Genomic DNA, 24,329 nt, shown 5'->3' with positions numbered 1-24,329 from the left:
TTAAACTAAGGGAGATAAAAATGAATAAAAAAATTTTGATGTTTTTACTTATCTTAATAAGTATTTGTGCCATATCTCATGTTAGTGCGACCGACAGTAGTGATTTCATTGCACCGGATAATTCAAGCGATATGGTAACACAGATTATTGATGAAAATTTAAATGAGGATGTTCTGAAAGTCTCTGAAATTGATGAAAAAGTCGATGCTGATGGAGGTCGGGACGAAGCAGATGACTACAGGAATATTCAAACTCTAATTGACAATGCCAAAGAAGGAGGTACAATTTATCTTAACGGGACATATGTCTGTGATTATCTTATAAATGTTAATAAGTCTGTCCACATTGTAGGTGATAATCAGGACGGTGCTATCATAAAATTATCAGATGAGTATCAAGATTACGACACTCCATTTTTCAATGTTATTGCTCCGGATGTTACAATGGAAAATTTGAAATTTAATGGAGGATTGTTCATTTTTGGAGGAGCACTAACCTGGCAAGGAGACAACGGAAGAATAACTAATTGCCAATTCAATGACAATATTGCAAGGGATACTGATAATGGTATCGGTGGAGCTTTATGGTTATCTGGAAACAATTGTATTTTGGAAAACTGTATTTTTAATAATAATCATGCATACAAATATGGAGGAGCCATTTTATGGAATGGTGATGACGGTATTATTAGGGATTGTTATTTTATAAACAATAGAGCTTCAGGTAATAAAGGTTGGGGTGGTGCTTTGATGTTATATGCGGATAATTGTGTTATAAACAATTGTTCTTTCATCAATAATTCCTGTACCGACTATGGAGGTGCTATTGCAACCCATAACAATACCAATAAAATTGTAGGTTGCTATTTTGAAGAAAACTATATTTTAAATAATTTGTCCTTTAATGATAATAAAAATGATTTGCAAGGTGGAGCGGCAATTTTCAGCTCATGCATAGGACTGACAATTGACAGTTGTAATTTTATAAACAACTATGCTCGTAATGCACTTGGTGGGGCTTTAAGTTTAGCCAATAACAATACAGTAACTCGTTCATATTTTAAAGGCAATTTGGCATTATATGGAAATGATATTTTAGCTACAACTTCTTCTAAAGTTTCATCAAATCATTTTGTCCTTGATTTCAATGAAACAAAAGAAAAAGCAGTTTATGGAATCGATGAAAATGAACTGGAAACTCTGTTTAATACATTCGAATTAACTAAAATCGACTCTGTTGTTACATTTACTGCAGGTATGGTTTTCACTTATGCCCAGTCAGGTAAAATTGGTGTAGTTGTTGACGGTGGTATACTTGAACTTGAAAATATTAGAGTTTTAGACCATCCTGAAGCTAAAATTAATTTCACCAATAATGAGCTGAACGTTTCAGGATTGAATGTTGGTGAATATACATTAATTGCTACAACAACCCCTGATGAGTTTCATAATGCCGTTGATGGTGTTTTAAAAATTACCGTTAAAAAATCAACTGCAGTTATAAGTGCTGAAAAAACAACAGTGGCATTGAAAAAGTCAACATATTGGAGTATAAAGCTCGTTGATTCCCAAACCAAAAAGCCTATTTCCGGAATGAAACTCACTTTAAAGGTTTTCACCGGTAAAAAATATAAAATAGCATATGTTACTACAAATTCAAAAGGTGAAGCCAAGTACCAAACTAAAAGTTTAGCTCAGGGAAGCCATAAAATTATAGTCAGTGCAAAACACAGTGGATATACATTTAACACTTTAACATCTTCTATTAATGTTATTAAACCTACTCCATTAACTTTTAAAGTTATAAAGGCAACAAAAAAAGATGGGACAACCTTATCAATCACTGTCTATAAGAAATCCACTAAAAAACCAATTAACGGTGTTCAGATTAAATTATTAGTATATACTGGCAAGAAATATAACACCATTAATTTAAAAACAAAAACCAATAGTGGATTTAAAGGGGTTTGCGGATATGGTACAAATACGTTGTCTGTTGGGACACATAAAGTTGTAATTCAACCGGCCAACATTAAGTATAGTGGATCAGTTACATCAAGCATGGTAATAAAAAGCACTGCTAAGAAATATCCGAAATGGACACACAGAATTTAAAGAATAAATGTTTTTTTATTCTTTTTATCTTTTTTTAAATTCGTGGTGTGATTTTTACTAAAAATCTATTAATTTAAATATTTAAAAAATTAAAACCTTATATATAAAACTCTTTTAAAGGGGTATTCATGTCTGACAAACGCGATATTTTCATTAGTTATGCTTCTGCCAACAAGGATAAGGCAGATTACATTTGTGAAAAATTAGAAGAGAAAGGATTAAATTGCTGGATTGCTCCTAGGGACATTAAAAGGACTTCTAATTATGCAGAAGAAATCATGCTAGGTTTAAAAGAGGTTGATTTGGTACTTTTAGTTTTTTCAAAAGATGCACACAAGTCTATTTATGTTACAGAAGAAATTGAAAACGCATTTCATATGAAAAAGGCTATTCTATCTTTTAAAATTGATGAAACTATTCCTGAGGCAATTCCTGAGGATAAAATAGGCTTCTTTTTGAAAAACAAGCAGTGGTTGGATACTTGCCCTAATGGAATCTATGAAGAGGATAACGTTAATAGCTTTGATGATTATTCTCAACAAAAGAAAGATGAATTTTACAACACATTATTTGATGATGCAATAAGTATTTGTGAAGAGGTACGTCAAAATAAGTATGTTCCGCCTAGAACAGGTAAGCAAACAATGCCTATCAAATTAAAGCAGCCTGTTTATGATGATGAAAGTTTTATATCTAAATATAAGTTTCCAATTATCGCATTGGCTGTTATTTTAATAGCTTTGGTTGGATTTTTAGCGTTCAACGGTTCTGGAACAACCTCTGGTAGTTCAAATGAAACTCAACTTGCCATTGATTATGTTGGATTGGAAAGTGATGGTGAATCTTATTTTGTATATGGTTCACTTCCATCTGATTTAAACAATACTTCTAATTTTAAGGTTCAGACCAAGTTTTATGATGATTCAGGTAAGGTTTTGGAAACTAATGTCTCCAACTTTAAAGATATTGATGGAACTACATTGTGTCAAGTTCTTGTTAGTAATGGAAACGTTTCAAAAGTTACAATAGATGTTTTGGATGGTGCGGGTAAGGTAGTTTCCAGTGCTGAAAGTAAAAATATTATTAAGCAGTAAAAAGGTGGTGAAAAATTAATGAATAATGATGTTTATGTTTGTTATGCTGATGAAGACAAGGACATTGCAGAAGAGGTCTATTCCGCTTTAAAAAATCGTAAACTTAAATGCTGGATGAAAAGTCATGATGTACAAAAGGATCAAGTTGAAGAAATGATGGCGGCCATTATAAATTCTCGAGTAATGGTTTTAGTTTATTCTGCAAATTCTAAATTATCTGATTATGTTAATACTGAAGTGGATATGGCATTTTCTAAAAAGATTCCTATTATGGTTTTTAGAACAGACGATTCTAAAATTGATGGTGCATTGGGGTTCTTTTTGAAGCCACAACCTAAGTTCAATGCATATGAAGACCCTGACAATGAATTCAAGCGTTTAGTCAATAAAACTTCTGATTTGGTAAAGGAATCTAAAAAAGGAAATATTGTTCAAATCATAAAGGATAACAAGATTGGAGTCATAGTTGGTCTTGCAATTATATTGATTGTAGCTGCATGCATTTACATGTTTGTTCCATTGAATGATATAAATAATGGGGATGGAAGTGCGGATTTGAATGCAAGCAATATGACAATTAATGTGACAGACTTTCATGTAGATGATGTCAGTAAAAAAGGTTATGGATGGAATTATTCATATTCAGTAGAGGGAAGTATTTCCCCAATGCCTTCTAAAGGAAAAGGTTATGTAGTATCTTTGGACTTTTATGACAAGTCAGGAAATCTGATTAACACGACTGAAAATTCATTCGATGATTTGCAAATCATTAATGGAGGATTCTTATTTGGTTCCACAACAAGTGATGCAAAAGATGTTGCAAGGGTTGAAGTTCAATTACTTAACAGTAAAGATATGGTTTTAGCTCAAAGCGGATCACAATTGGGTAATTTTAAATAAAAAGGTGTTATTATGAATTTGAAACATATTATAATCATTGTTGCAATAATTGCGGCTGTTGCTGTTGTGGCAGGTTATTTCTTATTTAATAATCAATTGGAATTTGAACACACTACATTGGTTTTAAGCAAATCTGCGTATATGGAATCTCCTGTTGCCGAAAACATTTCAGGTAAACCTGATAAGGATGGAGTCTATTATTATGTGGACCGCGAAAATGGTGTTAACATTACAAGTTGCTCTAACATTTCCATAGCAAACAGTACAGATACGATGAATAAACTTAAGGATGCAGTACAGTCAGAGTCTAAAAAGTCTTATGAAAATAATGTTGTAGTGTATGAAAAAAATGGGGTTTATTCTATTTATGTTAAAAATATCGAATACAATGACACTATTATTATTCAGTCATTAAGCAAAGACATGCTTCTGGCCTGTTGGAATACATTAAAATTCCATAATCCTTCAGATTCACTTAAATTTAATAATACTGGTGGGGGCACTGTTATTAATGCTGTCGAGCAAACTGAACAAGCAGTTCAAACAGCTACTGCTTCATCATCTGCATCTTCAGATTATTCATCATCCACCTCCTCTCAATCTTCATCTGATTACTCAAGTTCAAGTGACTGGGGTTATGATTGGAGTTCTAGTGGATCCAGTTCAGGAGGTTCCAGTTCAGGAAGTTCCGGCAGTTCTGGAGGATATGCTAGTGTAAATGATTTCCATTAGGGTTAAAATATTTTGGGATTAGAAAGTAAATTTTCTTTTTAATCTCTTATTTTATTTTTTAAAAATTTTTTTATTTTTTTAAGGGATTAAATCTATTAAATTATGCTTTTTAACTAAACATTTAAATACTATTAAGTTAAAATAATTAATTAATAGTTATGAAGACTGAAATATTACTTTTAATTTCATAACATTTATTTTACTAAATTTTCATGATTATAGGAGGAGTTATTAATGGCAAGATTTGAAGTAGCAGAAAACAGAATGTTCAATGTAAAAATCTGCTTAAAATGTAATGCTCGTAACCCTGCTGGTGCTACAACCTGTAGAAAATGCGGTTACAAAGGTTTAAGATTCAAAGCAAAAGAACAAAGAGGATCATAGATTTATTCTCTTTTCTTTTTTACTATTTTTTTATTTTATTCTATTTTTAATAACAATTAATTTAATATATTATTTTTAATAAATCTTATTTTAGGTAATCTTTATGAAAAACGTTGAAAATTATATTAGGGATATTCTTAAGGAAAGAAAGATTCATTTTACTTTAATTGATCCTGACGAACAGACACCTGAAGAAGCTTTGGAAATAGCTACCCAGGCTATTGAAGGGGGAACTGATGGAATCATGATTGGGGGATCCACTGTAAATGGTGATGATGTAGACAATACTTGTAAAATTTTATCTGAAAATATTGCAGTGCCTATTATTATTTTCCCTGGAAATACCAGTAGTGTAAGTAAATATGCAGATGCTATTTTCTACATGAGCTATGTTAATTCCAGAAATCCTCACTGGATTAACGGTGCCCAGGCAATCGCAGCACCATCAGTTAAAGCTTCCGGAATGGAAATTTTATCTATGCATTATATAGTTGTCGCTCCGGGCGGTACTGTCGGTTGGGTTGGTGATGCAAATTTAATACCAAGAAACAAGCCTAAAATACCTGCAGTATATGCGATGTCTGCTGAATTGTTTGGAATTAAATTCTTCTATCTTGAAGGAGGTTCCGGAGTTCAGGAACCTGTTCCTGCGGAAATGATTGCATACTCCAAAAAGGCCGCTCCTAAAAACATTCTTGTTGTTGGTGGAGGAATCCGTGATGGAAAAGCAGCTTACATGGCAGCAAAAGCCGGCGGAGACATCATTGTAACCGGTACTGTTGTTGAAGAAGTAAATGATGTTAAAACTAAAATTCAAGAATTGACCGGAGCTATTAGAAAGGCTTCAATGGAGTAGTTGTAAAACTGCTCTAACCATATTTTTTTTATTATTCTCTTTTAATATTGGAATACTCATCAAATGCTCTCTGGTTCAATTTAAATGTTAGGGAGTATAAAATAATATTATATGTATTTTTCATTAATTTCAGAATTGATGAATATCACATTAACGTAATTAATTAAAGGAGATATTATGTTAAATTCACTATATGAAAAAGCCATCGCTAAAAGAGGATTTATCCATGATATTGAATCAGAAACAGATATTGAATCACTGTTGAATGGAAGGTGGTTCGATAGGGAAATCGGAGAGAGTTCTGATGATTTTATCATTGCAGCAGGTGACGGGAGTTTCAATAAAAAGAAATTTCTCACAACCAATTTCTGTGCTGTAGGCGCTGAATCCATAATTTATGATGGTAAAATAAAAAAAATTGATGATTCCGATATATTTGATATTGGACATGTTTCCTTTTTGGATGAGCTTTTAAGTAATTACATGGCAATATATGAGTTAAAGTGTGCCTTGAGAGCTATAAAGGAATACAATGTTGATTATTACATGTTTGACGGATCCATTTTGGGTGACCTTCAAAACGCATTTCCAAGGAGCGCCAAACTTCCGGATAAAATTAGGAAAAATCTGGACGACACACTTTTAAATGAATTCGAGAGAAGATTGGACAGAAATCCGTATGGTTTGGTTTTTCCCGAAATCAGAGACACTTTTAAATTAATGGAATTGCCGAAGAGTGAAAACTCCAATAAGATAGAGGAGTATAATATGCATCTGGCTTCAATAGAAAAGATAATACTTCTAAAGGAAATTCTACAATATCGCAAAAAGATTATTTCAATTTCTAAAACATCATCTGATAACTCATTGTTTCACTGGAATATTCCTGACATTGCATTTTTGGATAAAAATACTCAAAAACAGGGAATGTCTCTTATTAAAGATGATTTCAAGGTATATGAAAAGGCGGCTTTTCAATATTACAATGATTTCTTTAAGGGTTTGACCTTTACAATATTTTATGTCAGGCTTCAGGATAACAAAAATGTTTTAAAAGTGGAATTGCCTTACAAGGCATCAAAAAAAGAAGTGTTTGAAATTATAAGAAAAATTAATGTTTTATCTGTTCAGGGATATCCTTATCTTTTGAACAAGGCACACAATGACGTTGTAATAACAGACAGGAACATTAGGGAATTGTTGAAGATAGCTAAGATTTACGAAACTACAAACAGGGAAGTGATGTCATGGTAGTAGGAATCTGTGTAGGGGAAACCTCACTTACAGAAGTAACATTCATCTCAGATAAAATGCCTAAAGTAGGCCAATATGTTACAATTGAATATGATGGAAAGCAAGTTTTGGGAATGATTGAAAATTTGATACGTGGAAATGATGCTTTAAACGTTGATATTAATGATTTTAAAGCTATTCAAAAAATTTCAAGTATTGGAGTTGACGACAATTACATTCGCGGAAAAGTAAAAATCCTTGGTGACGTTAAAGATAATTTAAGGTTGCCAAGAACCCCTGTGCTTCCAGGAACTGAAATAAGACTGGCTGACAAGGACATCTTAAAGGAAATTTTCAAGGTCAGAAATCCGCTGAAACTGGGTTGTCTTGTTAATCAGAGTGATGTTGAGGTAAATGTTGAGGCCAATCCGATTTTATCAAGGCATTTGGCCATTTTGGCAATGACCGGTGCAGGTAAGTCAAATACAGTATCTGTTTTAATTGATCAGCTTTTGGGCTACAGCGTTCCGGTATTTGTATTTGATATGCATGGCGAATATAAGGATGCCAGTTTTCCGAATGGGGACGTTAATGTAATATCTCCTAGAATTAATCCGAATTACATGGCTTTTAATGAGATTAGAAGATTGGTCAATATTCCAACAAACGGTTATATTCAGGAAAGGCACTTTAGAAGAGCCTTCAGAGAAGCTAAAGAAATGTTAGGGGATGGCAGAGCCAATACAAACAACTTTTTACAGGTAATGTACGATATTCTCTATGAAAAATCCCTTGAAGAAGGTTCAGACAAGCAAATCGTTGATGTGATGAATAAGATTGATGATTCAATGGACAGATACTCCAAACTGTTTGACAAGAATGCCGCGAATATATTGTCCAATATTAAAGCGGGTTATGTCAATGTCCTGGATTTAAGCCAGGTGGATGAATCTGTAGCCAGCGTTCTTGTAAGCCACATCTTAAGAAATTCACTTCAAAGGTCTAAGGATGCGGCACACAGCGAAAATAAAAATGACCTGTTGGACAAATCAGTATTTTTCATTCTTGAGGAAGCTCATATTCTGGCTCCAAACAAAAGGGATTCAGATTCCAAAAGATGGATTCAAAGGGTAGCAAGGGAAGGCCGTAAATTTGGAATTGGATTATGTCTTGTAAGTCAATCTCCAAAGACAGTCGACCATGATGCATTGTCCCAAATGAACAACATGATAATCTTAAGGCTTGTTGAGCCTGAAGACCAAAGGCATGTTCAGTCAGCAAGTGAAAGCCTATCACAGGATCTGGTAAATCAGCTTCCATCATTAAATGTTGGAGAGGCCATTGTTTTAGGTTTAATGACTAGAGTGCCTACACTTGTTAAAATTGATGAGTTTAAAGGTCGCCGTCATGGTGATGACATGGACATTGTCTCTCATTTTAAAAATATCCAACAAAAAAATAAAGAAAAGTTGGACGGTGATAAAGAGGAAATGTTAGATATGGGATATAATTATTAATATCTCATTTTATTTAGTTTTAGTTTAAATCTCAATATAATGTTTCAAAATCAATATTGATTGCTGTTCGCATGATATTTAGGAAAAAGGTTAAATATACAATCAAATAAATTAATAGTTACTTAAATACTGTTATAGTGTTTAAATTGGTTATATACAATTAATTAAAAAAGGTAATATAATGAAATTTGCACATTTAGCAGATACTCATTTAGGTTATCGCCAATTTGGTTTAATTGAGCGTGAAAGAGACTTTTATGAAGTATTTGGAAAAGTTATAGATAAAATAATCGAAGAAAAAGTAGACTTTGTAATACATAGTGGAGACTTATTCGAAACCGAAAAACCATCCCCAGTGGCACTTTTAGAATTCCAAAAAGGATTGCTTAAACTAAAAGGTGCTGGAATTCCAATGTATGCTATTGCCGGAAATCATGATTCAGTAGTGCGCAGAGGAGCTATTCCACCACAGGTAATCTTTAAAAAAATGGGTTTAAAAGTCATTAGTCCGATTAATACTAATTATATGCATGATGATGTTTTTATTGCAGGATTGCCGTTTTATCCAGCATCTAAAAACAATGTACTAAAATCAAAATTAGCTGAACTTTCAAAAAAAGCGGCCGAACATGAAAAATCCATTTTAGTTCTGCACCAGGGCATAGATTCATATCTCAATATTCAATATGAACTGGAGATTGGAGATATTCCGGATAATTTCAATTATTATGCTTTAGGCCATATTCACAAATATATTGTCAGTGATTTCGGAAAGGGCAAATTGGTATATCCTGGTTCCGCAGAAATTTGGAAAACTGATGAACTTAAAGACTATTATGAAAACGGTAAAGGATTTGTTGTCGTTGATTTGGATGGTCCAAAACCACAAATCAAAAGAGTAAAAATCGACATCCCCCGTGTTTTCATTGAAAGGTCCCTTGATTATAATGACCTTGACAGTGGCATTGCAGGAATTAAGGAAACCATTAAGGATTATGAAAAGCAGCCTATCCTAAAGCTAAACATCAATAACGTTGATTCCGATACCGGTTACGTTTATGATATAATTAAGGAAGAGCTTGGGGATTTGGCGCTGATGATTAGGCCTACATTCAACATGGTTGGAGAAGAGAGTATAGATGATATTATTGTTAACAAGGAATCTGTAGGTCCGAAAGAATTAATTATAGAAAAATTAGCAGATTATGAAGATAAAGATGTTGAAAAACTGGCTATTGAATTATATGATTATCTCTCAAAGGATAAGCTGGAGGAATCAGAGGCATTAATAGACCAATTTTTCATAGAAAATTATCAAACAGAAAAAGAGGATGCGGAATTAAAAGCTGAAGAAACCCAAGCTGATGAAGTTGAAGAAGAAACTCCTGAATCCAAAGATATTCAAGTAACATTTAAGGAGGTTCTAGAATGATTTTCACAAAATTAAAATTAAATAACTTTAAATCACATCAGAATACATCAATTCATTTTGATAAAGGAATTAGCGTTATTGTCGGTGAAAATGGTGCTGGAAAATCCACAATTTTAGAGGGAATAAGTTTTGCTTTATTCAAACAGCACACCGCTAAAAAAATTGATGATCTGGTTAGAAATAATGCAAGCTCAATGTCTGTTGAACTGGAATTCATTTCAAATGCTAAGGAATACAAAATTGTACGTGAAAAGAAATCCAGTTTAAAATCATCCCTATACACCAAGACTTCTGCCGATGGCGGTTTTGTTCATATGTGCACAGGGGATAAAGAAGTCAATGAAGAAATACGCCAAATCCTGGACATTGATTCTGATTTGTTCTTAAATGCAATCTATATCCGTCAAGGGGAAATAGCAGAATTGGTTGACAAGACCCCTGCAGAGAAGAAATTATTGATAACTAAACTTTTGGGATTGGATTCTCTTGAAAAGGCATGGAAAAATTTGCTTCCATACATTAATGAATATGAAAATAGGCTTTCTGAGCTTAAAGGAAAATTATACAACTCTAATGAGCTTAAAGAAGAGCATGAGAAAAAGATGGCAGAATTGAATAGCATTAAAGATAAAGGCCATGAACTGGAGGAGCAAATATTGGATGTTACCAACTCCCTAAAAGAAATTTCTGAAAGTAAAAGGGATATGGAAACCGAAAAGGAAATTTATGAAACTCAAGTTCGTAATTTAGAAAATGAAAAGAATAACCTGACTAAATTAGAAGCCGATAAACGTTCAGTTCAAGAAAATCTGGATAAAATCAGAGAATCTGAAGACCGTATCAAAAGACTGGAAAAATATGTTTCAAAATTGGATGTTTATCTGGACTTTGAAAAATCAGTCTTAAGCATTCAGAAACTGAAGGAAGATGAAAAGAGAATCACCGATATATTGGAATCTATTGACAAACAAAATGCAATAGTTGCAGATACAAAAGAGGAATATGAGAAATTTTTAGCTTCCGAAAAAGAAATCGTTAATTTGGACATGAAAAAAGTTGATTATGAGAAAAGATTGGCTACAATGGCTAAACTTGAACAGGATAAAAAAGATCTTTTAAAAGCTATTGAAAATGAAAGAAATGACATCGAAAACTTTTATTCAAATGCTAAAGATGAACTTGAAGAGGCAGGTTTGGCCGAAAAACGTTTGGATGAAATCGAGGATTTTGAAAATCTTGAAAAAACAACAAATGATTTTATTGAAGAAATCTCACAAAAGATTGAAGAATTGTCTGGCGATATAGTTTCTAAAAATGAGGATATTGTTGTATTCAAACAGAATATCAAGGCAGCTCAAAAACCATTGAATGAATTGGACGGCGTTGACAACAAATGTCCTGTATGTCAATCTGATTTGGATGATGAAAAGAAAAATCAGTTAGTCCAACAGTACGAAACAGAAATTTCTGATAATGAGAAATTAATCTCCCAAAATGAGGAGGATGTTCGTTCACTGGCTGAAGAGAAGAAAAGCAATGAAGAAAAACTTTCAAAAATAAATGACTTATCCAAATCCATCATTGAATATAAACAGAAGTTCAATCATTTGAAAGGAGAACTTGTCAAATTAAATAAAATTGATGAAGGTCTCGAATCCAAAGAATCTGTCAGCAACAAACTTGGAGAACTTATTTTGGTAATCGCCAAAGAAAGAACCAATCGTGAAAACTATCAGGCTTATTATGATTCATATAATCAGGCAAAAGGAGCTCTGGAAGTTTTAGGCGACCAAACTGAAATTCAATTCAAACTCAAGAAGGTTGAAAATGAAATAGACAATCATGTTAAAAATATCAAGTTGGCAATAGAACAGGACCCTCATTTGAGTGGTGACATCAGTGCTTCTGAACTTCAAAATCGTATTGATGATTTAAAACAGAAAAATGAAGAATATAATCAGCTTAAAGGATTTATTCAAAATAAAAATGCTTTAATGACTCAGTTGGATACAATTAAGGAAGAAATTGGTGGTTCCATTAATCAAATAGATATCATTCAAAACAAGATTGATGCAACTGTTTATGATAAGGATAAATATGAACAAATTCTTTATCGCTATGAAAGATATGAAAGACAAATGAATTCCTTTAATGAAGACCTTGCCGAAATTAAGGGCAGAGCCCGTGAATCAATCACCTACATTAAGGAATTGGGTGAAAAGATGCGTACTGCCGCTAAATTCCAACAGGAATATGATGATGTCAGGGAGTATATTGACCTTCTAAATCATATCAGGGAATTATATGGCAAAAATGGTATTCAAAAGGATTTAAGAAGCATTTCAAAACCTTTAATCCAAAAATATACAAAAGAGTTCTTCAACGAGTTCAACTTTAACTACTCTGATTTGACTTTAGACGAGGATTATGAAGTCACTGTTTATGGTCCTGAAGGCGAGTCCTCCATGAGCATGGTCAGTGGCGGTGAAAAAATAGCTATTGCACTTGCTTTAAGATTGGGTATCACCCAGGCAATGTCTAAAGGAGAATTGGACACTATCTTATTGGATGAGCCTACAATTCATTTGGATAGTTCCAGAAGACATGAACTTATAAATCTGTTAAAAGACATGTCTTTACTGCCTCAAATGATTATTGTAACTCATGAAAGTCAGCTTGAAAATGCGGCTGATAACTTAATTAAAGTGGAAAAGGAAAATGGTATTTCAAATGTTATAATTTAAATATCATTTTTTTATTATTTTTTTTAAAGCAGATCCTCAACATCTTTAATGGAATCTATAATGCAGTTTGCGTTCCATCCGACGATTGTTGTGGCCTTTTGTTCCAACAATTCAGGCACTTCTTCAAGTCCCTGTGGTCTTACTAAAACTATTGGAATGTCATATTTGTCGCTTGCATCTATTAAATGTCCAAACAGTTCCTTGTTGTCATTGTAAAGGCCTGCAAGCAATATTATTCTATCGACTTTGCTGTAGAATTCTTCACTGGCATGTTCATAAGAGCCTGAAATGGATTCTTTCCATAAAAAATCTACTTTTGAGAACAATTTTTCGACAAATTGTCCATATTCATTTTTTTTATCAATACCATTTGAAATAATTAAATTGTAAATTTTATCATCTCGTTCATCTTCAAACATTTAATCACCTTGCTTTTAATTTAATTATCATATTATAAAATTATTTCTTTTTACACAATATTTATAAATCCTAAAATAGTAAGTTATGTATAGAATTATTTTTTTTGAGGATTAGTTTTTATGAAAGCAGCTGTTATAGGTTTGGGTGTAGAAGGTAAAAAAGCAGTCAATTCCCTTTTAAAGCATGGTTGGGAAGTTTATGCTACTGATTTAAATATTAATGTTGATTTGGAAGGTTTGGATTTACCAATGCTTTCTATGAATATGTTGGACAGTGAACAAACAGTTTCAATTGTTGGAGATAACATTACCGTGGATTTGGGATTTACCAATCCGTATGCCATTGAGCAATGTGATGCAATAGCTATGAGTCCCAGCATGTTTGGAGGACCGTTTGCAGAAAAATTGCTCGAAAACGGAGATTTGTTAAGTGATGTCGTAACACAACATAAGGATATTTTTACTATCGGAATTACCGGAACAAACGGCAAGACCACAACCGTTCACATGCTGAAGACTATTTTGGAAAACGCCGGCAAGAAAGTGTTGGTCGGCGGAAACGGTGGAGGCGGTTTTTCAGGATATTACGACCTGATTCTTGAAGCCAGTGAAGATGATTATGACATATTGCTGGTTGAAGTGTGCGATATGACCCTTGATTTCTGCAGATATTGCTTTGATTTTGACATGATAGGACTTACAAATATAGGCAATGACCATATGAATGTACACAAGACCATTGCAAATTATAAAAATACCCTAGTTAGATTTTTTGAGGATAAAATAATATTCACGGCTTTTAATCAGGACTTCAACGCTGACTTCAAGGAATCTGCAAGTAAAACTATTCCTTATTTTGAATATCAGGATGAATTAAAATTATTCGGTAAATTCAACTTGCTTAACGCAGGTCTTGCAAGTGCCATTGCCCGTGAACTGAAAGTGCCTAAAGATATCATCCGATCCAGCTTAAGTGATTTTGAAGCTGTTGAAGGCAGATTGGATGTATATAAAATCAATAATGCATCAATTTATGTTGGAAAAACTGATAATTCCGATGCTCTGGCATCCGTATTGTCTGAAAAGGATTTCTATGCACTATTTATAGGAACTCCAAGACACAATGAAGAGCACAGGCTTGATATTTTAGATGTTGCCGTCAAGTACAATCCTGAAGTTATTGTATTGTTCCCTGGATTGGAGGACACATTGGACATGGCAACATATAGGCTTAACTTATTGGGCTATAACGGAAACATCATTACTGTTCATTCACTGGATGAAATCATAGAGCTGGTTGCGGAATATTCCCATGAGGATGCAATATTGATTGGAGGTAACGGTCAGGAGGCAATTATTGAAATTCAGGAAAGGGTAAGATTAATATCTGAAAAATTATCATAATGATAATAATCTTTTTATAAGATAAACATTATATTATTACCCAGTATTAATTTTTACAATATAATATATTTTATCATTTTAGGAGTAAGATAATGAGAAGTTGGAGAAAAACATCAGTAAAAATATTTTTAGGATTATTATTTGCTTGTATTCTTTTATTTGCCTTTTCATTTGTTAACAGCACTCCATATACTGGTCAATCAGTAGCCGATACATATAACATATCAGTTGGTCAATCTATCTTTGATGGTGATTCTATTATAGGTCAAAATAAGACTATTGAAGTTCCATTAATCGGGAATTTCGGATTCTTAACTCATCAGTTACTTGCCTTTGATCTTCAAGGCATAATAATGTCACTTTCAACAGGTGTGGTTCCATTTGATTTTACAACAGTATCTGGAGAGGGCATTGATTCTTATGGAAATGCAAAAGATATAGACGGACCGGGATATATAACTTATGAAGGAGATAAATTAGCAGTTAAAGGACCAGATAATTATGTATGGGGGTACAGTGCTCCTTATAAACTATTATGTAAAACTGCTTCTGGAGTAGACCTTGTAGAAGACGGAAAAGTTGTTAAATCTATTCCTGCTAATCAGATTAAAAATTTAAATTACAGTACTAAATATTATAACACATCTACTATTGTTGACTGGTATAATTATGATGCAACTGAAGGTTCAACATTTACATTAGATAAGGGAATGGTTGGATTTTCAGACAATAGGTCTGATGTAAGCCCTGATCAGCTTCCAGTTATATTCGGTCAGGATGTAGTGGATTATGCGGCCGAATATCCTACTGGTTCACCAGTTTTATTGTATTCTGGAAATTACACACCACAGGCCGGTGAAGTTTACGGCACTTCATTAGGTTCTCACCCGGAATATGGTGATTCCATTAGGGAAGTTAACGCAAGACAATTCGTAGAAGCTTGGAACGGTACTGTCATTCCACCTAATTCCACAAGTTCCGGAAGAGATTACGTTTACTTCGAGTCTGCAGTTGACCCATCCGCTCCGGGCGGAAGTGCTGCACACGGTGTATGTCCTTCAGCTAGAGCTTTAAGAGCAGCAGTACTTGCAGAAGGATTCCCAATGCCTGTTGGTATGGATGACAGTGAAAATGCGGTATTGTACGGATACAACCCTGCAAGCGGAATTACCGTTACAAACAATCACGACTATCCTGTAAAAATCAACATGTGGCTTGAAGGTGAAGGTACCGGAATGGGTATCTACGGACAAGTTATAAGATATATTCCGAATAAGTGAATATATCCACTTTTTTTCTTTTTTTATGACTATTTCAACAGTTATAACTGCAGCTGGTAAAAATTCCCGAATGAGAAAAGATCAGCTGGCCAGAAATATCGATTTGAAAAACAAACTTATTTTGCCTTTTAAAAATAAAACAGTTATAGAGACCACTATTGACAATGCATTATCCTCAAATATAGATGAATGTATTGTAGTACTTGGGCATTATGCTAGTGAAATAAAAGATGCTATCTATGATAATTATAAAGATGAGGTTAAGTTCATTGAAAACAATCCTGTCGATGTAGGTTTATCAACATCTCTTTTCAATGGTCTGTCAAATATTGATTCAGATTTTGCACTATGCATTACTGCAGACCAGCCCACAGTTTCACCAGAAACATTCAATAAAATGATTGAAATAAGCCAGAACAGTGAAGATCCGTTTCATACAATATCAATTTTAAGAAGAAGAAAAACAGGTTTGCTGGATACTGCTGAAGGATTGGGAATGCCTTTTGTGGCGCCTAGGCTAAATTTAATGAAGTATCTGGAAAATGAGGATGACAATTTAAATCCGATTTTGAGGAAAATCTTTGCTGACGGTTACACATTTTATGGAATAAAAGAAAAAAATAGAAAAGAATTGTTGAATATTAATCATTATGAAGATTATTTGAATCTTCTAGATTGAGTCAAGTCCGGATATTACTTCATCAATCATTTCAGAACTAATACCAACAGCCATTTCATTGTCTTTAATGTCTGCCGCTTTTCTGGAACCGTCACAACCTAATGTGAAATTAACTCCTTTTGAAAGATATGGGTTTGCAAATGCATCTCCACATAATGATTGAATTCCTGCAAATGAAGGTTTAATTTTTTCACCGGTTTTGTAAACGATACTTTGTGCAAGTTTCATTCCGCCAACTGGTTCTGTAATGACCTGAATTACATCAGCTTCAAAATCGGCTTCATCTAAAGGAGCATATATGATTCCCCAATTGATGTCTTTAATAATGGATAGTTTTCCTGTGAGTTTTTTTGCGGTTTCCAAATCTTGGAATCTTCCAAGTGAGAAGTATTTTTCTCCGTTAGCTAATTTTTCTGGCATGTCCCTAAGCCCAATAGCTCCGGCTCCGCCTAAACACATTTGCTGGTCAATAGTTGAGTAAAACTTATTTCCCAAAGAGGCTTTTCTAACCATTTCGCAATGTCTGATTTTTTCATCAATCAAATCATAACCTTCAGGAAGGTCATCTTCGGTTTTGATTAATTTCATTGCAACTGGTTTTGCATCGAGTTTGATTTTACTTTCGATTGCTTCACAATATTTTTGATTTTTTTCTAAATTGGAATTAGCCATACAATCACCTAATAGATATTATGTATTAAGGAATTTTAAAGTCTTTTGTTATGTCACTGTTATTTTTACAGAATGTCTTGAAGTCACATGCCAAACATGTTCTCTCATCAGCATCAGCCTTCCACGCGTCCTGTATTTTGCATCCTTTCATTTCTTTAATCAGTGAATTTTCAATATCGCAGACAACCTTATCGAATTTTTTAAGAGCCTTGGAACGTTCTTCCTCGTTTATTTTAATAAATCTGATGGAACGGGCTATTTTAAATTCATCGCTTAGATTAGGCATCTTGTCATCTTCCTGCCAATCCAAAATCAACTGGATATCATCTTCAAACTCATCATCCTTTGGAATGTCGGTTAAATCATTAATCATTTCATCTTTTATTAAGGCCAAATCCTCTTTTGACGGGACTAGCTCATTTAAATATAGTATTATCCCTGCAGAAATGGTTTTAGCATCTTCCTGTTTTGACCGAAGCCATGAATATGTTAAAATTTGCTGTTTGTGATTTTCCCATTTGTCCTCGGCATGAGGTTTTGTAACTTTAACGGGAGGTCTTTTCATTCCCTTATAATCGATGATGATTTCATAATCTTCGATGTCTGTCTCTTCAAGATTTTTCTTTATAAATTTGATGATTTTGTTGTCATAATTGAATAGATTGCTTTGTTCATGGATTTTGTTGATTTTAGCTGATGTTAAAACGTCAACGACTCCGTTTATTCCATAATAATTGGACCTTGAGATATTCTTGTCATAATTCGGCATCGGCCGAACTCCCTTAATCAGAAGTTCTGATGAGTCAATTAATGGAAACAGGTGTTTTCCCCAGATGTTTATTGCTTTTTCAGCCCTTGCACTGGCTAATTTTTTATGGTCATGTTCATTTAAATCATCAAGTGTAAGTGTACTTCCCGGCTGATTGATGCTGAAAAACAGATCTTCATCATGAGGGTAGAGTCCCCTTACTTGCAGTCTCAAGTCAATTTCATCTTCAATAGGTCGGATGTCTTCTTTCCAGTCCCATGGAAATTCCTTTTTCTGATATTTCCAATCAAGGTATGCTTCCTCCATTACGCCATGAATGAATTCACCGAACCATCTCTGAACAGGTTTTGAAGGAGGTAGTGTTCCCTTATTCTGGTACCTGTATTGAAGTCCGCATGTAATGTAGGATAATAAATCTCCAGTCAAACTGTACTCTGGAATCATATATGATTTGGATCTTGCAGGCAATCTCATTGTAAAAACTCCTAAATTAAATAAATTTCTTTAAAACCGATATAATTTTCATCCCTGCTCCATCCAAGAGCAATGTTCGGAATGTTAAAGTGCTGGTCCTTTTTGTTGTACCCTTCAATTGCAGGGCTAAGTCCGACCAGTAACAAAACGCTTTCCGCCCTTGAAAATGCAACAAAGTAAAGTCTTGTCAAGTCGTCAAATTTTCTGTCCTTTTCACTTCTTTTGCTTTCACCAAGGACAGAATGTTTTCTGATGGTGTCTTCGATTGTAGTCTGTTCCTTTAATGATTTGGGAAATCTTAATCTTTGGGTTTTAATGTCGTTTGTTTTAAATCTGGAACCCACATCCACAATCACTAATGGAAATTCCAGACCCTTGGACTGGTGAATAGATAAAACATTTATCCTGTCGTCAGGAAGAGTTTCAAGAAGTGATTCGTCGATTTTCACACCTCCTGTTGAGAGAGGTATGAAAATATTCCATATGGCTTCCAAAACGGAATTTTTCTCATCAATCGGACTTTTAAATGATATGGTTGAGTGATACTCATTAAAAAATCCGGTTTGTGTGATTGATTTTGTAATCGCTTCAAGGTATACGATTCCCTCGACATCACCTTGCAGGGGTTCTATCCAGGTTGTCAGCTTATATGCAAGCTCCATTAAGCTTGCCTGTTTTGGCCATTTGTTGTCCCTGCCGTTTTCATCCTGTAAAGGGTAAGGCCTTCTAATTTGCCAGTGTGTTACAAAGGTGTTCAAGTCAATCGGTTCTCTAGGCTCGGGATTTAGCTTAATGTACTCCTTGGCTTTCGCCCTCCATCTGTTCATGTTGTATTTTGCCAGTTTTGGAATGCTTTTATCTAATTTTTGTATTCCTCCTTCGGGGTCAATGCATTCCAAAATCAGTCCGCAAAAGATGGCTACCATATCAACATCCTGAAGTTCGATTCCTCTAGGATTAAACATTTCAATCGGTTTTCTGGCTCTTTTCAAATTTTTTCTCAAATGATGTAGGAATGACTTGGATCCGTGGCTTCTTTCCTTTGGGGAATATGATAAAATGGCCATGTCAGATGCTGAACCGTATTCGCTGTCCAATTTCAGCTTTATTTTTTCTATTTTCTTTCCTTCACGGATATTTTTCATTTTAAGTTTTTGCAGCTCGGCAATGCTTATTTTGCCATTCACTTTTTTAAAGTAATCTTCATTCAGGACCTGCAGAACTTTCAGTTCGGCTTCCTTTTTGTTTACCAAATCGCTGATTAATTTTGCAAGGTCATTTGCTAGCATTTCAGGGTTGTTTCTAAACATTCCCAAAATAGGCATTTTCTCCTTTTCAAAGTCCGGCGCTATGATTTTTGGTTTGTTTTCAACTCTTGCATTCTGATATTCACTGTCAAGTTCTGCAAATTTATTGCAGTGTTCTATAATGTTTTCGGTTGAACGGTAATTTGTCCTTAAATTGATTTCCTCAACTTCTATTCCCAGTCTTTCATTAACGCGCTGTTTATAATTTGTAAATAAGTCTACGGTAGCTCCTCTGAAACGGTAAAGGGATTGGTCATCGTCTCCTACAACCGTGATGCTGCCGTCGTTTTCAAGGGCTGATTCTGCAATGGTGAAATAGATGTCTTCCTGAATTAGGTTGGTGTCCTGATATTCATCGATTAGGACAATTTTGATGTCATCTAAAAACTCTTCCATGGAACCGTCTTTGAGTTTTTCAAGAAATGTTGACTCAAGCATTGCAAAGTCAATTGTATGCCTTTGATTTAAGGTGTCTTCATATTCTTTTATGCAGTCCAGGGCTAATCTTTCACCGCTTTCAGGTTCTGTTTTCAAATAAAGTTCATCAAAGTCTACCTGGTCATAATATATTCTATTTTTAATTTCGATTAAAATTTCACTCATCCTTGATGGTTCTTCAAGTTTTTGCCTTCCGCTTAACTGTTTGAGATATTCAACAAGGTTTTTGTTAAGGTATTTTTCATCCTTAAGAAGTATCTTTATCATTGCTGAGTTTGCAACAAATTTCTCGACAACCACAGGTTGTGTTTCTCCGGGCTGTTTATACTCTCTCAACAATTCTTCGGCAACGCTGTCTGTTGTACCGATGTTAATCTGGTTAAAATCTATTCTTTCAATTGCCAATATTTTTGAGATGTCTCCAAAGTCATCTTCATCAAGTGAGCTGGTGAGGTAGTTTTTGATTTCATCTCCCCAACCCAGAATTCTTGAATACAACTCTTCGGCAGCTTTTCGTGTAAATGTTGTAGCAAGTATTTCGTTAGGGTCAATATCATCAACAAATATGTATTTCAATATTTTAAGAACCATAACTGTTGTCTTTCCGGATCCAGGTCCCGCTACAATAAAAAGGGATTTATAACTTTCTGACAGTATTGCCTTTTTCTGGTCTTCATTTGAAGATATATCTCTGTTAAGTATATTCACTACAATGTCTTCAAATTCCTCATATGAAATCATTATTTCCCTCTAAAGTATATAATAATTAATTTATATGTTTTAATTATTTATAAAGTAATTGTGAGAGCATTTGATGAGTATTCATAATTATTGGGATTTTTTCTGAAATAAAAAAAATTATTAATAAGAAAAATATACTATTAATTGTGGAAAACTTGGTTTTCCATAATATGCATAAATAGTTAGGAATATTATTTTCCTAACTTTATTTATAACATTGACTTGTTTTTATTGAATTATTTTTAAAATTAACGAATATTTTAAATATTATTTAAGTTTAAAATATATTTGTTAATTTAATTGAGCTGTTATTATGTCTGAGCCTAACAATATTGATATGTTTAAAAATGATGTGAGATATAGGGATAATATTGCACATGTTGAGACAATACCAGCCAAAAAAGCCAGTTTCAAAAAAGTTGACAATTTAAATGAAAAAATCGTTGACTATTTGGATTCAAGGGATGTTAAGCTTTACAAACACCAGGCTGAGACTTATGAAGCTATAAAAAACAATGAAAATGTTATCATAACAACCCCTACTGCATCCGGAAAAACATTGGCTTTCAATCTGCCGATAATGGAAACCATGATTGATGATATGGAAGCGACCGCCCTTTACATTTATCCTGCAAAGGCATTGTCAAATGACCAGCTTCACGTATTGGAGAATCTTGAAAGGGAACTTGAAATTGATATTAAGCCAAGGACTTATGACGGCGACACTCCCCGAGGAGAAAAGAAGGGCATCAGGGAAAATTCAAGGATAGTCTTAACAAATCCGTATCAGCTGCATCTTATTCTTTCATGGCACCATCAGTGGAGCAGGTTCTATAAAAACTTAAAATATATTGTCATTGATGAATCACATTATTATAAGGGGGTTTTCGGATCAAATGTGGCATTTTTAATCAAAAGATTAAAAAGAATAGCTAATTTTTACGGTTCAAATCCTCAGTTTATCTTATCTTCAGCAACACTTGCAAACCCTTTGGAACTGGCCAACAGATTAACCGGAGAAGAGTTCACGCTGGTTGATGAAGATGCATCTCCTAGCGGAGAAAAAGATTTTATTTTATATAATCCTTTTAAAAATTACAGAAGAAACAAGGTCAATACGCAAAATGCACCTTCGGTTCACATGGAAACAGAAAATATTTTTATTTATATGATGCTGAAAGGAATTCAAACATTATGCTTCACGGTTTCAAGAAAAACTACTGAACTGATAGCCATGTGGGCTAAAAAGGATATGACCCAGATTAAAGGAAAATTGGCCCATAGGATTGCAGCCTATCGTGCAGGTTACCAGGCTCAGGAAAGGCGTGAAATTGAAGAAGGCCTTAAAAGCGGAAAATATCTTGGGGTTACATGCACAAATGCACTGGAATTGGGTATCAATATAGGATCTCTTGATGCGGTAATCATTTCAGGCTATCCCGGCACCATGATTTCCACCTGGCAGCAGTCAGGCCGTGCCGGAAGGAGCAATCAAAAGTCACTGGCTATTTTAATCGCCTTTGAAAATCAGCTGGACCAGTATTTCATGAATAATCCGACCTTTTTCTTTGACAAGCCCCATGAAAATGCTATCATTGATTTGACCAATCCTATTCTGCAGGAAGCTCATATTTTATGCGCCGCCAAGGAGTTGCCTATTAAAAGAGGAGAAGTTGAAAGGTATTTTGGTGTTGATGAAGGCATTTTGGACGAACTGGTATCAAAAAAGGATTTGCACAAAAACATTCGAGGGGATTATATGTATCCCTATGATGACAATCCGGCGCTTGACCATTCACTTGACCAGATTTCAGGTCAGGAATTCAAGGTAATGAACAACGGAAGGCTGTTGGAGACAATGGAGCGCTCCCAGGTTTACAGGGAAGCTCATGAAGGTGCAATTCTCATCAACAAGGGAGACACTTATGTCGTAAACAGCGTTAATCTGAAAAGCGGATTCGTCAATGTTAGCCAAAAGACCGTGGATTATCATACGATGGTTTTAAACAAAACTGAAATCAGCATAGAAAAGAAATTATCCAAAACAAGATATGGTGATTTGACAATTCATTTCGGAGAGCTGACTGTAAGTGAGGATTACTTCAAATATAAAAAAATGCACTTTTCAAAGCCGATTGGAACCTATCCTCTGGATTTGCCTCCTTTGAAATTCAGAACCAAGGGGTTATGGTTCACTGTTCCAAAACAGGTAAAGGACACTCTTGAAGACATGTTTCCAAATGAAGAGGAAGTCTTTGCAGGAGGCCTTCACGGTGCAGAACATGCCTTAATCGGACTGTTCCCTCTCCATACAATGTGTGACAGGTTTGATATCGGTGGTCTTTCAACCAATTATCATGAAGATACTCAGGAAGCAACCATATTTATTTATGATGGTTATGAAGGAGGAATAGGTATTACTGAAAAGGCTGTTGACGTATTTGTGGATCTGCTTAAATCAACCATTGACCTTCTTGAAAACTGCGGCTGCAAAAGCGGATGTCCTGCCTGCATATATTCTCCAAAATGCGGAAACGATAACAAGCCGCTTCACAAGAATGCAACCAAATATATCCTTACATACATGTGCAAATTAATTTCCAAAAATGAAAATCCGCAAAGGGAAATAATTGAAGTGACTGCTGAAAAGGATGATGAAAATGATGTTGAAGCATTGTTTGGAGAAGCATTGGAGTTATATGAAAAGAATGACTATTCAACCGCAAAGGATATTCTCAACAGCATTCTGGCAATCGATAAGAAGCATGTCAACTCACTTGCCCTGATGGCTCAAATCTTATATAATCAGGAACAAAAGGATATTTCACTTTATTTTGTTAAAAAAGCTTTAGCACTGGACAGGACAAATGAAATGGCCAATGAATTGGATGTTCTGCTGTCTGCAAAACCTGAAAGTGAGGATGTTAATGTTGAATTTGAATCCCTTGACGATATTGATGTGATGTATGAAGAGGCATATGATTTGTATGTTCAGGGGGATCTGGAAACGTCCAGCGAAATACTGGAAAAGATTTTAAGCTTCGACGATAAAAATGCTGATGCGTTGGCCCTGATGGGATTGATCTATTATAATTCCGGAATTTTTACAAAAGCAGTTGAATATTATAAAAAAGCATCAA

At 34.3% G+C, this 24,329-nt stretch carries 17 protein-coding genes and 1 pseudogene; 14 read left to right on the top strand and 4 right to left on the bottom strand.

The annotated features are described in order from the left end of the window. The first annotated feature begins 20 nt into the window (after positions 1-20). The 10 genes from QZU83_RS02035 (at position 21) to QZU83_RS01990 (ending at position 13,006) form a co-directional block, all read left to right on the top strand. Positions 21-2,114, top strand: a complete 2,094-nt coding sequence (locus QZU83_RS02035) for a hypothetical protein (protein ID WP_295609293.1) — start codon at positions 21-23, stop codon at positions 2,112-2,114. A gap of 128 nt (positions 2,115-2,242) precedes the next feature. After that, the gene (locus QZU83_RS02030; RefSeq protein ID WP_295609292.1) at positions 2,243-3,208 is read left to right on the top strand and encodes a toll/interleukin-1 receptor domain-containing protein; all 966 of its coding nucleotides are present in this window, start codon (positions 2,243-2,245) and stop codon (positions 3,206-3,208) included. A gap of 18 nt (positions 3,209-3,226) precedes the next feature. Next, on the top strand, positions 3,227-4,108 hold the full coding sequence (locus tag QZU83_RS02025) for a toll/interleukin-1 receptor domain-containing protein (protein WP_295609291.1): 882 nt from the start codon (positions 3,227-3,229) through the stop codon (positions 4,106-4,108). Positions 4,109-4,120: 12 nt separating this feature from the next. Then, positions 4,121-4,840, top strand: coding sequence for a hypothetical protein (locus tag QZU83_RS02020; RefSeq protein WP_295609290.1), 720 nt, complete (start codon positions 4,121-4,123; stop codon positions 4,838-4,840). Between the two features lie 234 nt (positions 4,841-5,074). Beyond that, positions 5,075-5,224 carry a 50S ribosomal protein L40e gene (locus QZU83_RS02015; RefSeq protein WP_295609289.1) on the top strand — a complete coding sequence of 50 codons (150 nt, stop codon included), beginning with the start codon at positions 5,075-5,077 and terminating at the stop codon, positions 5,222-5,224. A 103-nt stretch (positions 5,225-5,327) separates the two neighbouring features. Next, positions 5,328-6,080, top strand: a complete 753-nt coding sequence (locus QZU83_RS02010) for a geranylgeranylglyceryl/heptaprenylglyceryl phosphate synthase (RefSeq protein WP_295609288.1) — start codon at positions 5,328-5,330, stop codon at positions 6,078-6,080. A 177-nt stretch (positions 6,081-6,257) separates the two neighbouring features. After that, positions 6,258-7,334, top strand: a complete 1,077-nt coding sequence (locus QZU83_RS02005) for a DNA double-strand break repair nuclease NurA (RefSeq protein WP_295609287.1) — start codon at positions 6,258-6,260, stop codon at positions 7,332-7,334. Next, a complete protein-coding gene (locus QZU83_RS02000) occupies positions 7,328-8,830 on the top strand; it encodes an ATP-binding protein (RefSeq protein WP_295609286.1) in 1,503 nt (500 codons plus the stop codon). The genes QZU83_RS02005 and QZU83_RS02000 overlap by 7 nt, the downstream gene beginning before the upstream one ends. A gap of 181 nt (positions 8,831-9,011) precedes the next feature. After that, complete coding sequence (locus QZU83_RS01995; protein WP_295609285.1) at positions 9,012-10,262, top strand: DNA repair exonuclease; 1,251 nt, start codon at positions 9,012-9,014, stop codon at positions 10,260-10,262. Then, the gene (locus QZU83_RS01990; protein WP_295609284.1) at positions 10,259-13,006 is read left to right on the top strand and encodes an AAA family ATPase; all 2,748 of its coding nucleotides are present in this window, start codon (positions 10,259-10,261) and stop codon (positions 13,004-13,006) included. The genes QZU83_RS01995 and QZU83_RS01990 overlap by 4 nt, the downstream gene beginning before the upstream one ends. Positions 13,007-13,029: 23 nt before the next feature. Here QZU83_RS01990 and QZU83_RS01985 read toward each other — a convergent pair whose 3' ends face one another. Further along, positions 13,030-13,425 (bottom strand): nuclease, encoded by a 396-nt coding sequence (locus QZU83_RS01985; RefSeq protein WP_295609283.1) that lies wholly within the window; start codon positions 13,423-13,425, stop codon positions 13,030-13,032. A 120-nt stretch (positions 13,426-13,545) separates the two neighbouring features. Between QZU83_RS01985 and QZU83_RS01980 the strand changes: the two genes are divergently transcribed. The 3 genes from QZU83_RS01980 (at position 13,546) to QZU83_RS01970 (ending at position 16,788) form a co-directional block, all read left to right on the top strand. After that, entirely contained in the window at positions 13,546-14,829 is a 1,284-nt protein-coding gene (locus QZU83_RS01980) for a Mur ligase family protein (RefSeq protein ID WP_295609282.1), read from the top strand. Positions 14,830-14,921: 92 nt separating this feature from the next. After that, positions 14,922-16,109: a hypothetical protein gene (locus QZU83_RS01975; RefSeq protein WP_295609281.1), complete on the top strand. Its 1,188-nt coding sequence runs from the start codon at positions 14,922-14,924 to the stop codon at positions 16,107-16,109. A gap of 25 nt (positions 16,110-16,134) precedes the next feature. Then, positions 16,135-16,788, top strand: a complete 654-nt coding sequence (locus QZU83_RS01970) for an NTP transferase domain-containing protein (RefSeq protein ID WP_295609280.1) — start codon at positions 16,135-16,137, stop codon at positions 16,786-16,788. Here the strand turns inward: QZU83_RS01970 and QZU83_RS01965 are convergent. Genes QZU83_RS01965 through QZU83_RS01955 form a run of 3 tightly spaced genes read right to left on the bottom strand, consistent with a single transcriptional unit; the run spans position 16,780 to position 21,189 of the window. Continuing rightward, positions 16,780-17,460 (bottom strand): DUF169 domain-containing protein, encoded by a 681-nt coding sequence (locus QZU83_RS01965; RefSeq protein ID WP_295609279.1) that lies wholly within the window; start codon positions 17,458-17,460, stop codon positions 16,780-16,782. The genes QZU83_RS01970 and QZU83_RS01965 overlap by 9 nt on opposite strands. Before the next feature lie 25 nt (positions 17,461-17,485). Then, positions 17,486-18,703, bottom strand: a complete 1,218-nt coding sequence (locus QZU83_RS01960; RefSeq protein WP_295609278.1) for a PD-(D/E)XK nuclease family protein — start codon at positions 18,701-18,703, stop codon at positions 17,486-17,488. 11 nt (positions 18,704-18,714) lie between these two features. Then, entirely contained in the window at positions 18,715-21,189 is a 2,475-nt protein-coding gene (locus QZU83_RS01955) for a DEAD/DEAH box helicase (protein WP_295609277.1), read from the bottom strand. A gap of 313 nt (positions 21,190-21,502) precedes the next feature. Between QZU83_RS01955 and QZU83_RS01950 the strand changes: the two are divergent. After that, positions 21,503-24,076, top strand: a pseudogene (locus QZU83_RS01950) (DEAD/DEAH box helicase); the annotation flags it as partial. Positions 24,077-24,329: the final 253 nt, after the last annotated feature.

The organism is uncultured Methanobrevibacter sp. (assembly GCF_902771435.1).
In the GTDB taxonomy this organism is placed as follows: domain Archaea; phylum Methanobacteriota; class Methanobacteria; order Methanobacteriales; family Methanobacteriaceae; genus Methanocatella.
Note: the sequence above shows the minus strand (reverse complement) of the source record. Positions and strands in the feature narration are given on the sequence as shown.